Source organism: Microbacterium sp. SORGH_AS_0421 (assembly GCF_030818635.1).
GTDB lineage: Bacteria > Actinomycetota > Actinomycetes > Actinomycetales > Microbacteriaceae > Microbacterium.
This window is the reverse complement of the sequence record NZ_JAUTAO010000001.1, coordinates 1,203,299-1,219,096: the sequence shown is the minus strand read 5'-3', so window position 1 is coordinate 1,219,096 and position 15,798 is coordinate 1,203,299. Positions and strand designations below refer to the sequence as shown.

Here is a 15,798-nt window from a genome sequence, read left to right as displayed (position 1 = left end):
CCTCGGGCCGTGGGGAGATCGTCCCACGAGTACAGCCGATGAAGGTGGCATCCGGGTGCCAGGCGATCCGATCGCGCCGAGCGCCCCGTCGCTATCCGACGACGCGGGCTCCCGTGCGGGGCGCCTCGATGCCGCGGCTCGTCACCTGGCGATGCGCGCGCAACACGAGGAGGAGCCCGATCGCCCAGAAGGGCACCTGCACGAGCTCCGCCAGACGGAACGCGGCGAGCGAGAACTCTCCCCCACCGGCCTGCAGGGTGAGGACGGCGCCGATCGCCAGGATCACGAGGATGCTCGAGAGGAAACCCGCGCCGTTCACCACCCCTGTCGCCGTGCTCAGCCGCTCGGGCGGGTTGTGGTCGCGCACGATGTCGAACGCGATCATCGACGCGGGCCCCCCGACGCACATGGCGATAGCGAGCACGACGAGAAGGGGCAGCGGCGCCCGGGCGGGAAACACCAGAACCGCCGCCCACGACGCCGCTTGCGCGGCGACGAGAGCGATCACGAGGGCGGTCCGAGCACGGGGGAACCTCCCGGAGACGGCACCCACGAGCGGCCCGAAGACGATACCGCCGACGACGTAGACCGTGAACAGTCCGCCCGCGGACGCGGCATCCAGGCCCTGACCGGCCACGAGGAAGGGGAAGCCCCAGAGGATCGCGAAGGCGTTGCCCGAGAACGAGGTGACGAAGTGCACCCAGAACGCCAGACGGGTGCCCGCCGCACGCCAGGCCGCGCGCACGGACCGGCCGACCGGCTCCCGTGCGACGGCGATCGACCCGCGCTCGTGGACGACGACCACGACCAGCACGCCCACCAGAGCCGTGACCCCGGCCACCGCGAGGAAGGCCGACGTCCACCCGGACAGACCGACGAGGGCCGCGAGCGGAACGACGCTGATGATCTGACCGAACTGCCCCAGAAGTCCGGTCACTTGCACGGCCGTCGGCGCGAGGCGTCGGGGGAAGCGCATTCCGATGACCCTCAGCAGGCCGGGGAAGATCGCGGCCTCGCCGGCGCCCATGAGCAGACGCGCGGCGATCGCCAGGCCCACGCCCGGGGCGATCGCGAGAAGCACCTGCGCCGCGGCCATCACGAACATGCCGACCGTGAGCACGGTGCGCGCGCCGAACCGGTCGAGGAGCAGCCCGACCGGCAGCTGCAGCGCGCCGTAGACGGCGAGCTGCACGACGGCCAGAAGCGACAGCGTCGCCGCGGTGATCGCGAACCGATCCGCCGCCTCGAGCCCGAGGGCCGACAGGGAGGTGCGATTCACGATGGAGACCACGTACGCGACGACCCCGACGAGCCACACGGCGAGCACGCCGATGCGCTGTCGCCAGGGGGCCGCCGGGGTCGCGCTCCGGGTCATCCGCGGGTCAGCCGCAGCGTCACGACCTGGAACGGCCGCAGCTCGAGCTGGATCTCGTCGCCCTCGTGCGCGAGCTGACGCGAACGCGCCATGTCGGCACCGAGCGGGCGCTCGAGCAGGTCGACCTCGGAGACGGATGTCACGGCGAACCCGGGCACCAGCGTCGTGGCCGCGCGACGACCCAGCGCCTCGTACGCACGCACGATCACATCGCCCGATCGGTCGTCGGCGAGCTTGACGGCTTCGATCCGGATGCCCTCGTTGGTCGAGCGCACGACGCTCCACGGCTGGACGGTGCCCTCCACGACGGGGCGGCGCAGCGGCAGGTTCTGCTCGTAACCGGATGCCACGACCGCGGCGATGTCGGCCCCGGGGTGCACCGCGTAGGCGAACGTGTGGTGGCCGGCATCCTGGATCGGGTCGGGCGAATTCGCCGCACGCACGAGGCTCAGGCGCACCTCGGTCTCGACCTCGCCCGAAGCCCCCACGGTGCGGGTGATGTCGTGGCCATAGGTCGCATCGTTGGTCACCCCGATGCCGTATCCGGGCTCTTCGACGTGCACCCAGCGGTGCGCCATGACCTCGAACTTCGCGTCTTCCCACGAGGTGTTCGTGTGCGTCGCGCGGCGCACGTGCCCGTACTGGATCTCGGCGCTGTGGTGATGCGCGTGCACAACGAACGGCAGCGACGCCTTCAGCAGCTTCTCGCGCTCGTTCCAGTCGAGGTCGACGGCGAAGTGCACGCGCACGTCGTCGGCCTGCACGGCGATCGTCTGCGTCAGTCGCGACGTGCCGAACGAGCGGGTCACGACGACCCGGGCCCGCAGGTCGCCGTCGACGAGCAGCTCGACCGCGTCAGCGGCATCCAGATCGTCGAAGGTGTAGCGGTAGTGCGCGTCGATGTCCCACGCGTCCCACGCGTTCGGCAGGTCCTGGTGCAGCTGCAGCAGGTTGGCGACGCGGCCGGCGGGCACGAGCTCGCGGTTCTCGGCGAGGTCGACGATCGAGGTGACGAGGCCGCGGGCGTCGACGGTCACCCGGACGAGACCGTTGTCGAGCACGATGTCCTCGCCGTCGCGGTGCGCGGTCACCGGGTGCGCCGGAACGACGGGAACGAGGGATGCCACGCCCAGCGCCGGCGCCTCCACCAGTGCGAGCGGGGTGCCCTCGGCATCCAGGGTCAGAGACCGACGCGCGTGGTCCGCCGAGTTGACGACCGCGGCCGACAGGCCCGCGGCCGCGAGCGCCTCGGCGATCGAGCGCTCCAGCTCGGCGAGCGCGGCGGCGTAGTCCTCTTCGTTCTGCTCGTGCACCCACTGGATCGACGAGCCGGGCAGGATGTCGTGGAACTGCTGCAGCAGCACGCCCTGCCACAGGCGGTCGAGCGCCTCGTAGGGGTACTCGGCGCCCGTGAGCGCCGCAGCGGTCCACCAGAGCTCCGCCTCGCGCAGGCGGTTCTCGGCCTCGCGGTTGCCGCGCTTCTCGCGGGCGTGCGAGGTGAAGGTGCCGCGGTGCAGCTCCAGGTACAGCTCGCCCACCCACACGGGGGCGTCGGGGTACTCGGCCTGGGCTGCGGCGAAGAAGTCGTCGGGGTGCTCGATCTCGACGCGGGGCGAGCCCTCGAGCGAGGCGACGCGGCGCTGGCGCTCCATCATCTCGCGGATGGGTCCGCCGCCGCCGTCGCCGTAGCCGAACGGCACGAGCGAGGTCGTCGCCCTCCCCTTGTCGCGGAACTGGCGCACGGCGTGGTGCAGCTCCTCGCCCTCGAGCGTGGAGTTGTAGGTGTCGATCGGCGGGAAGTGCGTGAAGATGCGCGAGCCGTCGATGCCCTCCCACCAGAAGGTGTGGTGGGGGAACTTGTTCGTCTGGCTCCACGAGATCTTCTGCGTGAGGAACCAGTCGAGCCCCGCAAGCTTCGCGATCTGCGGGAACGCGGCGGTGTAGCCGAACGAGTCGGGCAGCCAGATGCCGTGCGTCTCGACGCCCAGCTCGTCGCGGAAGAAGCGCATGCCCTGCGTGATCTGGCGCACCATCGCCTCGCCGCTCGGCAGGTTGCCGTCGGGCTCGACCCACTGCGAGCCCACGACGATCCACTGGCCCGCGGCGATCGCGGCCTTGATGCCCTCCCACACGTGCGGGTAGCGCTCCTTCACCCAGGCGTACTGCTGTGCCGACGACGCGGCGAAACGGAAGTCGGGGTACTGCTCGGCGAGGGCGAGCACGTTCGAGAACGTGCGGGCGGTCTTGCGCTTGGTCTCGCGGATGGGCCAGAGCCACGCGGTGTCGATGTGCGCGTGACCGATGCCCGAGAGGCGGTGGGCCGAGGCGGATGCCGGGCGCGAGAGCACGTCGACCAGCTCGGCGCGGGCGGCCGCGGCGGTGCCGACGATGTCGTCGAGGCGCAGCACGTTCAGCGCCCGCTCGAGCGCGCGCATGACCTCGTGGCGGCGGGGCTCGGTCTCGGGCAGCTCCTTCATGAGCTGGTAGAGCACCTCGACGTCGAACTGCAGCCCCCACACCTCGGGCTCGAACACGGCCAGCTCGGCGGTACGGAACGTGTAGATGGGCGCCTCGGGCGCGGTCTTCTTCGAGCCGTACGGCGTCGGGACGAAGTCGTTCTTCAAGATGTCGGGGTTGGCCGCGGCCTCGACGAAGAAGTGCACCGGCTCACCGCCCGCGGCCTCGTCGGCCAAACGGACGTAGTGGTTGCGGGGGTGGATGCCCTTCACCTGCACGCCGTCGGGGGTGTGCACGAGCGCCTCGGCCTGGTTGCCTGGCCAGTCGCCCTGGAAGCCCGGGTCGAGCAGCAGCTCGACCGTGCGACCGGCCCAGTCGGTGGGGATCTCGCCGGTGACCTCGAACCACCACGTCGACCACGCGCGGCCCCAGCTGTCGCCGACGGCGAAGGGCGAGTAGTCGGCGGCGAGCGCCTCGGATGCCGGGACCGGCTCGTCGGGGACCATCCAGGCCTGCAACGCGACGGGCACGCGGGCCGAGTAGACGGCGGGCACGATGCGCTCGGTGAGAACGCGGTGGATGCGCTCTTCGACGAGCGTGAGGTTCTGGTGCACGGTGGTCTCCGATTCGAAGGCTGCGCGAGGTTCGGGGCTGCGCGGTTCGGGTTTCGTTCTGCGGGGCTGTGACGTGGTGCGGGGGTGCGGCGCCGTGGGGGGCGGAACCGCACCCCCGGGTCAGCGGAGGTACGACAGGTCGGCGAAGCTGGAGCCGGCGTCGTCCAGGAGGGCACGGGCCACCCGCACCGAGTCGATGAGCGGGTGGTGGGCGAGAGCGCGCAGCGCGGCGGCGCGCGAACCCGTGAGCGCGGCCTCGATGGTCTGCCGCTCGACGTACTTCACCGTGGTGACGAGACCGAGGCCGAAAGCAGGCACGGCCGCGCTCTCGATGGGCCGCGGGCCGTCGGCGCCGACGATGCACGGGACTTCCACCACGGCCTGGTCGTCGAGACCGGCGAGCACACCGCCGCCCGGCACGTTGAGGATCAGACGGGCCGACTGGTCGTAGGCGATCGCGCGCATCAGCGCGATCGCGACGTTCTCGTAGCCGCCCGAGACGAGGTCTTCCTCGTCACGGTCGCCCATGCCGGCGGAGTCGCGGTTGGTCGCCATGTAGGTGACCTCGCGCTCGTGGCGGCAGGCCTCCCACGCCGCGTGCGGGTGCGGGGCAGTCGCCGCGGCATCCCAGAACCCGGCCTGCTGGTCGAGCAGGTACCGCCCGCGGGTGGTCGCCGCGTACTGGTCGGCCTGCAGCACGTCGCGGCGGTACGAGTAGTAGTGCAGGTACTCGTTGGGCAGCGCGCCGAGCGTGCGGATCCAGTCGGCGCCGAACAGCGCACCCTCTTCGAACGACTCGATGCGCTCGGGAGAGGCCAGCAGCTCGGGCAGCAGGTCGACGCCGTCGCGGCGCAGGGCGGTGAGCCAGCCGAGGTGATTGAGACCCGCGTACTCGATCTCGACGTCAGCGGAGTCCCGGATGCCGAGAGCCCCGAGCGCGCGACGGGCCAGGCCGATCGGTGAGTCGCAGATACCGATCACGCGCTTGCCGAGCACACGACCCATGGCCTCGGTGACGACGCCGGCGGGGTTGGTGAAGTTGATGACCCACGCATCGGGGGCGACCCGCTGGATGAGCTCGGCGAGCCGCATGGCCACCGGCAGCGTGCGCAGCGCGTAAGAGATGCCGCCGAAGCCGACGGTCTCCTGACCGATGACCCCGTGCGAGAGGCCGATGCGCTCATCGGCCGCCCGACCTTCCATGCCGCCGACGCGGATGGCCGAGAACACGAAGTCGGCGCCGCGCAGGCCCTCCTCGGCATCCGTGTGCACGCTCACGCGCGGTGCGTCGGAGAAGTCGCGGGCCTGATCTTCGAGGATGCGGGCCATCGTGCGCAGCCGGGTGCCGTCGGTGTCGATGAGGGCGACCTCGTCGACGCGTCCGGGGTCGCGGTCCAGGAGGAGGGCGCGGTAGACCAGAGGGGTGCGGAATCCTCCGCCACCGATCATGGCAAGCTTCATGCGGTCACAATCTCGACATTCCGTCGGCCCAGGGACTCGACGATCGGGCCCTCGAGCGGCGCATCGGTGATGAGCCGCCGCAGGGCGAGGGGCAGGGCGATACGCCCGGCGCCGCTGCCGGGGAACTTGCTGTGGTCGGCGAGGACGGTCGCCGCGTCGCACGCGGCGAGCATGGCCTGCTTGATCGGGACCTGGGCGAGCGTGGTGTCGCGCAGGTCGCCCTCGGGAGACATACCGCTGACGCCGAGGAACGCGTGGTCGGCACGGATCAGACGCAGCGACTCGGTCGTGAGGTGGCCGGCGACGCTGCGGTAGACCGGATCGTAATCGCCCGGGAGCATCACGAGGTGCGTTTCGCGTTCGTCGCGCAGCACGTCGTAGATCGCCAGGTTGTTCGTGATGACGGTGACCGCGCGGCCGCGCAAGAGACGGGCGAGCTGCAGCGTCGTCGTTCCGACGTCGAGGATGACGGCCTGACCGTCACGGATGGTCGCGGCCGCAGCCCGCGCGATGCGCTCTTTGCCCTCGCGGTTGACGGGCTCGACGGTCGCGAACGGGGCGTCGCCCTCGCTCATCACCGCACCGCCGTGGGTGCGCCGGAGGAGCCCCGCGTCGTCGAGGCGCTGCAGATCGCGGCGGATCGTGGCGATGCTCGAGCCGGTGGCCTCGGCGAGCTCCGCGACCGTGGCCGCTCGGGCGGAACGAAGGTGCTGGAGGATCTCGCGATCTCTGACGTCTTTCATGGTTCGATCACCATAGCGCTCAAAATCGCTCAGTAACAAAATGTTTACACGCAAAAATTTGCGCGTTCATGATTGCTCGGTGCTATAAACGGTGCAACGCCCCCGGTCGTCACCGAAGAGAGGAGGGGCCGATGACAGTTGCATCCGGTCCCACCCCTCGCCTTCTGACGGCGGGGCAGCTCTTTCTCGATCTGGTCTTCGCCGACCTCGCCTCAGCCCCGCGCCTCGGTGAGGAGCACTGGACACCGGCTTTCGGCTGGGGTCCCGGTGGCATCGCGAACTACGCGATCGCCGCCGCCCGTCTCGGCGTCGACACCATGCTCTGCGCCGACGCCGGCGCCGACCCGATGTCTCGACTCGTGCGCGACCGTCTGGCCGACGAGGGCATCATCGACGGCGTCCGCGCGCGCACCGATTGGAACCTGCCCGTCACCGCCGCGATGAACTACGACGGCGACCGCGCTCTGGTCACGGGCGGTCGTCCCGCCGCCCCCCTGGCATCCCTCCTGCAGGATGCCCCCGTCACTCCCGTGGCAGCCCTGCACATCGACGACTCGGTATCGGAGTGGGTACGTGAGCGCGCTACGGCCGGCACCAAAGTGTTCGCCGACATCGGCTGGGATGCCGACGAGCGGTGGGATGCCACGGCCCTCGACGTGCTCGACGGCTGCCACGCGTTCCTCCCGAACGAGGCCGAGGCCCGCGCCTACACCCGCGCCCACGACGCCCGCACGGCCGCCCGCGCCCTCGCCGAGCGCGTCCCCCTCGCCGTCGTCACCCGCGGCGGCCACGGTGCCATCGCCGTCGACGCGGCGGCGGGCGACGAGGTCGAGATCGACGCCGTCGCCATCGACTTCGTCGATGCCACGGGCGCCGGCGACGTCTTCGGTGGGGCCCTCGCCGCCGCCGAGCTCACGGCCTGGTCACTGCGCGAGCGCGTGGAGTTCGCCACGCTCGTCGCCGCCATCACCGTGTCGCGCCCGGGCGGCGCGGCCGCTGCTCCCCGACTCGACGAGCTGCTCCCCTGGCTCGACGCTCACCCGGCGGCCGCCGACCCGGCGCGCTTCGCCTTCCTTCGCGCCGCGCTGCACGACGGCGCATCGCCCTTCGACGCCCCGCCCTCACACCGCACCCGAATCAAGGAGTGACCCACCCATGATGACCCTCACCCCGCGCCACCGACGCGCGCTCGGCACCGTCGCCGTCGCCGCCGTCGCCGCCGTGTCCCTCTCGGCCTGCTCTGGCGGCGCCGGCGGCTCGTCCGACGGCCCGATGACCCTCTGGACCTGGCCCGGCGGCCTCGGCGAGAGCGTCGTCGACTCGGCCAAGGCCCAGTTCCCCGACGCCAAGCTCGAGGTCACGACTATCGGCGACGACGTGAAGCAGAAGCTCGTGACCGTGTTCACCGGCCGCAGCGGCATCCCCTCGATCACCGGGATCAAGGGCGAGGACATGCCCTACTTCCTGCAGCAGGCCGACCTCTTCACCGATCTCAAGACGCTCGGTATCGACGACAAGCTCGCCGACTTCCCCGCTTGGAAGCTCGCCGAGGCCACGACTCCCGACGGCAAGCTCATCGGCCTGCCCACCGACATCGGTCCCACCGCGTTGTACTACCGCACCGACGTGCTTGCCGCGGCGGGCCTTCCCACCGACCCGGCCGCCGTCGCCGCCGCCACCAAGACCTGGGACGACTACTTCGCCTTCGGTAAGAAGCTCAAGGCCGCCACCGGCGCGTACCTCGAGGTCTCGATGGAAGACGTGTTCACGAAGGTCATGGGTCAGGGCGAGACGAAGATGGTCTCGCAGGACGGCGAGTTCCTCGGCGACAGTGCCCAGGTCAAGAAGGCCTGGGACACCGCGATCGAGGCGAACGAGCTCGGCCTGGTCGCCGGCATCCAGGACGGCAGCCCCGACTGGGCCGCCGCGGTCAACAACGGCTCGCTCCCGACCCTGCTCGGCGCCGCCTGGTACCAGGGCGACATGAAGAGCAACGCCCCCGACACCTCGGGCAAGTGGAATGTCACCGCGATGCCGGGCGGCCCGGCCAACATCGGCGGCTCGTTCCTGACCATTCCCGCCGCCACCGGCAACAAGGACGAAGCGATCAAGATCATCGACTACCTCCTCGACGCCGAGAACCAGGCCACCACGTACACCGAAGTGGGCAACTTCCCGTCCTCGACCGCGGCACTGAGCCAGCCTGCCCTGCAGCAGCCCGACCCGTTCTTCGGCGACCAGGTGACCACCGACGTCTTCAAGACGGCCTCCGAGAACATGCCGATCAGCTACACCAGCCCGATCGACAACGAGCTGCAGGCCCCCTTCATCACCGAGCTGACGAATGTGCAGTCGCAGGGCAAGGACCCGAAGCAGGCCTGGAACGACGCTCTGACCGCCGCCCAGCAGGTTTGGGAGCGCTCTAAGTGACATCCGCCACGCGCGTCATGACGGCCTCGGGGGTGCGCCCCAGCGCGCGCCCCCGAGGCCGGGGCCTGATCCGGCACTGGCCGATGTACGTGGCCATCGCCCCCTTCTTCCTGCTCTTCCTGGGCTTCGGCCTCTTCCCCACCGCCTACTCGCTCGTCCTGTCGTTCCAGGACTGGAACGGGCTGGGGGCTGCGAAGTGGACGGGCATCGACAACTACACCCGCCTTTTCACCGACCCCACGTTCTGGCTGTCGGTGCGCAACACCTTCGTCATCTTCGTCCTGTCGACGTTCCCGATGCTCATCATCGCGGTCGCCGTCGCCGCCATGCTGAACAATGCCGTGCGCTTCAGCACGGCCTTCCGCATCGCCTACTTCGTGCCGAACATCACCTCGGTCGTGGCGATGGCGGTGCTGTTCGGCTCGATCTTCGGCGAGAACTTCGGCCTCGCCAACTCCTTCCTGCACGCCCTCGGGCTTCCCGGGGTGCAATGGCTGTCGACGCCCTTCGGCATCCAGTTGACGATCTCGATCCTCATCACGTATCAGTGGACCGGGTACAACGCGATCATCTTCCTCGCCGGCATGCAGTCCATCGGGGGAGAGGTCTACGAGGCCGCCAAGCTCGACGGCGCCGGCCCCATCCGCAGCTTCTTCTCGATAACGCTGCCGCTTCTGCGCCCGACGATCATCTTCGTGCTCGTCGTCTCGACCGTGACCGGCATGCAGAGCTTCACCGAGGCCCAGGTGCTGACGGCCAGCTCGAGCACCACCAACCCGAACAGCGGCGGTGCGGGCCAGGGCGGTCTGACGATGGTCCTGTACTTCTACCAGCAGGCCTTCAGCTACAACCGCTTCGGGTATGGCGCCGCGATCGCGTGGGGCGTGTTCCTCATCGTCGTGATCTTCACCATCATCAGCTGGCGCTTCACCGCCGGCAAGAAGGAAGACAAGGCCCGCGCATGACCGTCACCACGCCTCCGCCCGCGACGATCACCGAGCACATCACGACCGCTGGCGTGCCGCTTCGCCGTCGTCGCAAGGTGACCCCGAGCCGTGTGCTCCTCTACGGCGTGCTCAGCGCCGGCGCGTTCATCTCGCTCTTCCCGCTGTACTGGCTCGTGGTCATGGCCAGCAACTCCACGAGCGACATCTACACCACGCCGCCGACGTTCGTCCCCGGGCCCCGCCTGTTCGACAACATCGGGGCGGTGTTCACCCGGATCGACTTCGCGGGCTCGCTCCTGAACACGGTGATCGTGGCGTGCAGCGTGACGTTCCTCGTGCTGGTGTTCGACTCGCTCGCCGCCTTCGCGTTCGCCAAGTTCGAGTTTCCGCTGCGCCGCACGCTGTTCACGATCACGCTCGTGACGTTCATGCTGCCGATGCAGCTCGCCGTCATCCCGCAGTTCATCACCATGACCAACCTCGGCTGGGTCGGTCAGCTGCAGGCGCTGATCGTGCCCGCGGCCGCCAACGCGTTCGGCATCTTCTGGCTGCGCCAGTACATGGTGTCGTCGATCCCCGACGAGCTGATGGATGCCTCGGTGCTCGACGGCGCGGGCTTCTTCCGTCAGTGGTTCACCGTGTGCCTGCCGCTGATCCGCCCGGGCCTGGGCTTCCTCGGCATCTTCACGTTCATCGCCGCGTGGAACGATTACCTGTGGCCGCTCGTCGTGCTGACCGACCCCAACCAGGTGACGCTGCAGGTCGCGATGGCCCAGCTGAACACCGCGTTCGGCCAGGACTACGGCATGGTCATGGCGGGAGCCCTGCTCGCGGTGCTGCCACTGCTCATCGTGTTCCTCATCGGTGCCCGCCAGTTCATCGGCGACATCGCCAAGGGCGCGATCAAGTGAGCGTGACCCTTCGTCCCGACCTGGTCCCCGTCTCCCCGGCCACGCGCGTGGTCACGTGCGCGGCCGACGAGATCGGCGAGGTCGCGGCGGACATCGTGGCGACCATCGCCTCCGACGGTGTGCTCGGCGTGGCCACCGGGTCGTCGCCGCTCGCGCTCTACGCCGCGCTCGTCCGTCGCCGCGCCGAGGGGCTCCGCACCGAGGGGTTGCGCCTGTTCGCCCTCGACGAGTACGTGGGGCTGAGCACCGACGACCCCCGCTCGTACGCCGCGTACGTGCGGTCCGTGATCGCCGAGCCGCTCGGCATCCCGGCCGAGAACGTGCGGGTGCCCCGCGGCTCGACCGACGCCGACGGCGCTGCCTATGAGCGCGCGATCGCCGAGGCCGGCGGCGTCGACGTGCAGGTCGTGGGCATCGGCCGCAACGGCCACATCGGCTTCAACGAGCCGGGTTCCAATGCCGAGACCCGTACGCGCGTGGTCGAGCTCGACGAGAGCACGCGTCGCGCCAACGCCGAGCACTTCGACGGCGACCTCACCCAGGTGCCGACGCACGCTCTCACCCAGGGCGTCGCGACGATCCTCTCGGCGCGGCGTATCGTGCTCGTGGCCGCGGGCTCTGCGAAGGCCGCCGCCCTGCGATCCGCCCTCGCCGGCCCCGTCACCGCCGACAACCCCGCCTCGTTCCTGCAACGGCATCCCGACGTCACCGTCGTGGCCGACCCCGACGCCCTCCGAGAAAACCGATGACCCACCTCGGCGACACCGCCCCCGGATCCGACAGCCGCCTGCCCCCGCGCGCCTGGCTGCGATCCGACGCCCCGGTCCAGAGCCTCGACGGCGACTGGGCCTTCCTGCTGCACGACGCCGACCCGGGCGACGACCTCGACGGTACGCCCCCGTTCGCGGCCGTCGACGCCGACGTCGCGGCGTGGGATCGCCTTCCCGTGCCCTCGCACTGGGGTCTGCACGGTCACGGCCACCCGACGTACACGAACATCCGGTACCCATTCCCGCTCGATCCCCCGCACGTGCCCGACGCGAACCCCACGGGCGATCACCGCCGCACTTTCGAGTGGCATCCCTCGTTCTGCCCCGGCGGCCGCACCTTGCTGCGCTTCGAGGGCGTCGAGTCACTCGCGACCGTATGGGTGAACGGCACCGAGATCGGCTGGTTCACCGGCAGCCGGCTCATGACCGAGTTCGACGTGACCGACCATCTCGTCGACGGCGATAACGTGCTCGCCGTCCGCGTGCACCAGTGGTCGGCCGCCAGCTACCTCGAAGACCAGGACCAGTGGTGGCTCCCCGGTATCTTCCGCAGCGTCTCGCTGCAGGGCCGACCCGCGAACGGCCTCGACGATGTCTTCGTGCGCGGCGACCGCGACCCCGCGACCGGCGCCGGAACCCTCGATGTGCGCCCCCGCGGCGGCTGGCCCGTGAGCGTGCGGGTGCCCGAGCTCGGCATCGATGAGACGTGGGCCTCGGAGGACGCGGTGGCCCCCCTCCCGATCCCCGCGGTCGACGCGTGGACGGCCGAGACTCCCCGCCTGTACGACGTCGAGGTGTCGACGGATACCGAGACGGTGCGCCTGCGCGTCGGCTTTCGCCGCGTCGAGATCGTCGGCGACCGGCTGCTCGCCGACGGTCGCCCGCTGATCTTCCGCGGCGTGAACCGTCATGAGACCGATCCCGATCGCGGCCGCGTGTTCGATGAGGACTACGTGCGCGGCGAGCTCGCGCTCATGCGCCGGCACAACATCACCGCGATCCGCACCGCGCATCAGCCCCCGCATCCGCGGGTGCTGGAGCTGGCCGACGAGCTGGGCTTCTGGGTCGTGCTGGAGTGCGACCTCGAGACCCATGGCTTCTGGGACGTCGAGTGGACGGGCAACCCCGCCGACGACCCCGCCTGGCGCGCGGCGTGCCTCGACCGCGTGCGCCGCACCGTCGAGCGCGACAAGAACCACGCGAGCGTCGTGATGTGGTCGCTCGGCAACGAATCGGGCACCGGGCGCAACCTCGCCGAGATGGCCGGGTGGATCCGCGAGCGCGACGACTCGCGCCCCATCCACTACGAGGGCGACTACGGCGGGGCGTACACCGACGTGTACTCGCGCATGTATCCGACTCTGGAGGAGATCGCCTCGGTCTGCGGAGAGCAGACCATGCCCGTGCACGAGATCGGCCCCGCCGAGGGCGCCCGCCAGCGGGCGAAGCCCTTCGTGCTGTGTGAGTTCGCGCACGCCATGGGCAACGGCCCCGGTTCGCTCGCCGACTACGAGTCGCTCGTGGAGCTGTACCCGCGCCTGCACGGCGGGTTCGTGTGGGAGTGGCGCGACCACGGCATCCGCACCCGCACCGCCGACGGCGTCGAGTTCTTCGCCTACGGCGGGGACTTCGGCGAGCCCGTGCACGACGGCGTCTATCTGATGGACGGCCTCGTGCTCTCGGACGGCACGCCCTCTCCCGGCCTCGGCGAGCTCGCCGCGGTGTGGGCCCCGGTCACGCTCGAGCACCTCGGCGAGCGCTCCTGGCGCGTACGGAACCGGCAGCACACGCTCGACACCGGGCACCTCGAGTTGCGGTGGCGCGTCGAGGACGACGGCATCCGGGTCGCCTCGGGCTCCCTCGACCTGCCGACGCTGGCCCCCGGCGCCGAGAGCATCATCGAAGTGCCCGAGATTCCGGATGCCACGACAGAGCGCTGGATGACCCTCGAGGTCGCGCTGCGCGAGGAATGCGCATGGGCCCCGGCGGGGCACGTCGTCTCGCGCGCGCAGGCGCAGATGCTTGCCGCTCCCCTGCGCCTGGCACAGGCGTCGACCGGCGGCTGGCGCGGCGACGCGCTCGGCGACGCGGTCTTCGACCGCCGCGGCGGCCTCGTGCGCTGGCGCGACCTGGAGGTGTCGGGGCCACTCCCCGAACTGTGGCGCGCCCCCACCGAGAACGACCAGCTCGACGGTCAGGGCTCGTACGAGACCGCCGACCCGGCGCTCACCGACGGTCGCGGCGATGAGAGCACCCCGGCATCGTCGGTGCGGTGGCTCGAACGCGGCCTCGACCGTCTGCAGCATCGCGTGTTGTCGGTCGAGCGCACTGATCAGGGTCTCGTGCAGCGCGTGCGGTCGATGGCCGCGCATAGCGCGCAAGGCATCGAGACGACGTTCGCGTGGCGCCTCGACGGCGACGGGCTGCGGCTGCACACCGACATCCGCCCGTTCGGCCCGTGGGACTGCACCTGGCCGCGCGTCGGCGCACGCATCGGCCTGCCGGGCGCCCTCGCCGACGAGCGGGTGCGCTGGTTCGGCACGGGACCGACGGAGTCGTACAGCGATAGCGCCGAGGCCGCGTACGTCGGCCGCTTCGAGGCCGCCGTCGACGAGCTCGGCGTCGCGTACGGCCGCCCGCAGGAGACCGGGCACCGCCCCGGCCTGCGCGCGCTCGATCTCGGTCCCCTGCGCCTGCGCGCGGTCGCGTCGGGTTCGACCGGCCTGCCCGGGTTCCAGCTCGACCGCCACACCGCCCAGGAGCGCACCGGCGTCGCGCACGCGCACGAACTGCCGCCGTCGAGGGGGCTCTGGTTGTACCTCGACGCCGCCCAGCACGGTCTCGGCTCGCGGGCGTGCGGCCCCGATGTGCTGCCGCGCCACGCGCTGTGGCCGCGGGCGGTGTCGTGGACGGTGGTACTCGAGTAGCCCGACAGGGGCGCCGTGGTGCGCGTTTCTCGTCCCCGGCAGTGCACCAGCGGGTGGCCGACGGCATGCCGTCGGGGGTGACGACGACCGGTCGGGGCCCGGGCCACGCTCGACAGCGCAGCCCGGGCCGGTCGGCGTTACGCCGCGAGCGCCTTCGACAGGAAGGCGACGGCCTGAGCGATCGCCGCCTGCGCCGCATACGTGTCGTGCAGCGCGTTGACCATCACGAAGTCGTGCACGATGCCCTGGTAACGGACGGCGGTGGTGGGCACGCCCGCCTGACGGAGCTTGGCGGCATAAGCCTCGCCCTCGTCGCGGAGCACATCGGCCTCGGCCGTGATGACGAGCGCCTGCGGAAGTCCCGCGAGCTGATCGAGCGTGGCGCGCAGCGGCGACGCCGTGATCTGGGCGCGGTCGTTGTCGCTGGTCGTGTACTGATCCCAGAACCACTTCATGCCGTCACGCGAGAGGAAGTAGCCCTCCGCGAAGCGCTGGTACGACTCGGTGTCGAAGGCCGCGTCAGTCACCGGGTAGAACAGCACCTGCGCGGCGAGGTCGACGCCGCCGCGCTCCTTCGCGAGCAGGGTGAGCGCCGCGGACATGTTGCCGCCCACCGAGTCGCCCGCGACGGCGATGCGCGCCGCGTCGAGGCCCTTCGACTCCCCCTCGGCGACGATCCACTGGGCGGTCGCCCACACCTGCTCGATCGCGTGGGGGTACCGCACCTCGGGCGAGCGGTCGTATTCGGGGAAGACGACTGCGGCTCCGGTTCCCACCGCGAGGTCGCGCACGAGACGGTCGTGCGTGTGCGCGTCGCCGAAGACCCAGCCCGCGCCGTGGATGTAGATCACGACGGGCAGCACTCCGATCGCGCCCTTCGGGCGGACGATGCGGACTTTCACCGAGCCGCTCGGGCCACCCGGCACCTCGATCCACTCCTCGTCGATCTCGGGCTTGAAGATGGGGTCGTCCTGAACGCCGTCGACGGCGGCGCGTCCCTCGGCCGGCGGCAGCTGGTACAGGAAGGGCGGTTCGCTGGTGGCATCCACGAACTGCTGTGCGGCGGGTTCGAGGGCGATCTCGTGCGGGTTTCCGGACATGGTCGGGGCTCCTTCTTGACGACGGTTCTGCGAAGCGGGTTTGCGAGAACGATCGTTCTCACT

11 protein-coding genes are annotated in these 15,798 nt (G+C 70.6%); 6 read left to right on the top strand and 5 right to left on the bottom strand.

What is annotated here, in order from left to right:
- Positions 1-91 precede the first annotated feature (91 nt).
- The 4 genes from QE416_RS05765 to QE416_RS05750 form a co-directional block, all read right to left on the bottom strand.
- Positions 92-1,375 carry a nitrate/nitrite transporter gene (locus QE416_RS05765; protein ID WP_307314312.1) on the bottom strand — a complete coding sequence of 428 codons (1,284 nt, stop codon included), beginning with the start codon at positions 1,373-1,375 and terminating at the stop codon, positions 92-94.
- The gene (locus tag QE416_RS05760) at positions 1,372-4,446 is read right to left on the bottom strand and encodes a glycoside hydrolase family 38 C-terminal domain-containing protein (protein ID WP_307314311.1); all 3,075 of its coding nucleotides are present in this window, start codon (positions 4,444-4,446) and stop codon (positions 1,372-1,374) included. The genes QE416_RS05765 and QE416_RS05760 overlap by 4 nt, the downstream gene beginning before the upstream one ends.
- A 120-nt stretch (positions 4,447-4,566) precedes the next feature.
- Positions 4,567-5,907 carry a 6-phospho-beta-glucosidase gene (locus QE416_RS05755; protein WP_307314309.1) on the bottom strand — a complete coding sequence of 447 codons (1,341 nt, stop codon included), beginning with the start codon at positions 5,905-5,907 and terminating at the stop codon, positions 4,567-4,569.
- Positions 5,904-6,650 carry a DeoR/GlpR family DNA-binding transcription regulator gene (locus tag QE416_RS05750; protein WP_210075753.1) on the bottom strand — a complete coding sequence of 249 codons (747 nt, stop codon included), beginning with the start codon at positions 6,648-6,650 and terminating at the stop codon, positions 5,904-5,906. Before QE416_RS05750 ends, QE416_RS05755 begins: the two co-directional genes overlap by 4 nt.
- 131 nt (positions 6,651-6,781) lie before the next feature.
- Here QE416_RS05750 and QE416_RS05745 point away from each other — a divergent pair, with 131 nt between their 5' ends.
- Genes QE416_RS05745 through QE416_RS05720 form a run of 6 tightly spaced genes read left to right on the top strand, consistent with a single transcriptional unit; the run spans position 6,782 to position 14,635 of the window.
- Entirely contained in the window at positions 6,782-7,798 is a 1,017-nt protein-coding gene (locus QE416_RS05745; protein WP_267788963.1) for a carbohydrate kinase family protein, read from the top strand.
- A gap of 7 nt (positions 7,799-7,805) precedes the next feature.
- Positions 7,806-9,080, top strand: a complete 1,275-nt coding sequence (locus QE416_RS05740; protein ID WP_307314304.1) for an extracellular solute-binding protein — start codon at positions 7,806-7,808, stop codon at positions 9,078-9,080.
- Positions 9,077-10,045 carry a carbohydrate ABC transporter permease gene (locus QE416_RS05735; protein WP_267788961.1) on the top strand — a complete coding sequence of 323 codons (969 nt, stop codon included), beginning with the start codon at positions 9,077-9,079 and terminating at the stop codon, positions 10,043-10,045. Before QE416_RS05740 ends, QE416_RS05735 begins: the two co-directional genes overlap by 4 nt.
- Positions 10,042-10,938 (top strand): carbohydrate ABC transporter permease, encoded by an 897-nt coding sequence (locus tag QE416_RS05730; RefSeq protein ID WP_307314302.1) that lies wholly within the window; start codon positions 10,042-10,044, stop codon positions 10,936-10,938. The genes QE416_RS05735 and QE416_RS05730 overlap by 4 nt, the downstream gene beginning before the upstream one ends.
- Before the next feature lie 2 nt (positions 10,939-10,940).
- Positions 10,941-11,687: a glucosamine-6-phosphate deaminase gene (locus tag QE416_RS05725; protein ID WP_307314299.1), complete on the top strand. Its 747-nt coding sequence runs from the start codon at positions 10,941-10,943 to the stop codon at positions 11,685-11,687.
- Positions 11,684-14,635 carry a glycoside hydrolase family 2 TIM barrel-domain containing protein gene (locus QE416_RS05720; RefSeq protein ID WP_307314297.1) on the top strand — a complete coding sequence of 984 codons (2,952 nt, stop codon included), beginning with the start codon at positions 11,684-11,686 and terminating at the stop codon, positions 14,633-14,635. Before QE416_RS05725 ends, QE416_RS05720 begins: the two co-directional genes overlap by 4 nt.
- Before the next feature lie 137 nt (positions 14,636-14,772).
- Here QE416_RS05720 and QE416_RS05715 read toward each other — a convergent pair whose 3' ends face one another.
- A complete protein-coding gene (locus tag QE416_RS05715; RefSeq protein ID WP_307314295.1) occupies positions 14,773-15,735 on the bottom strand; it encodes an alpha/beta hydrolase in 963 nt (320 codons plus the stop codon).
- Between the last annotated feature and the right edge of the window lie 63 nt (positions 15,736-15,798).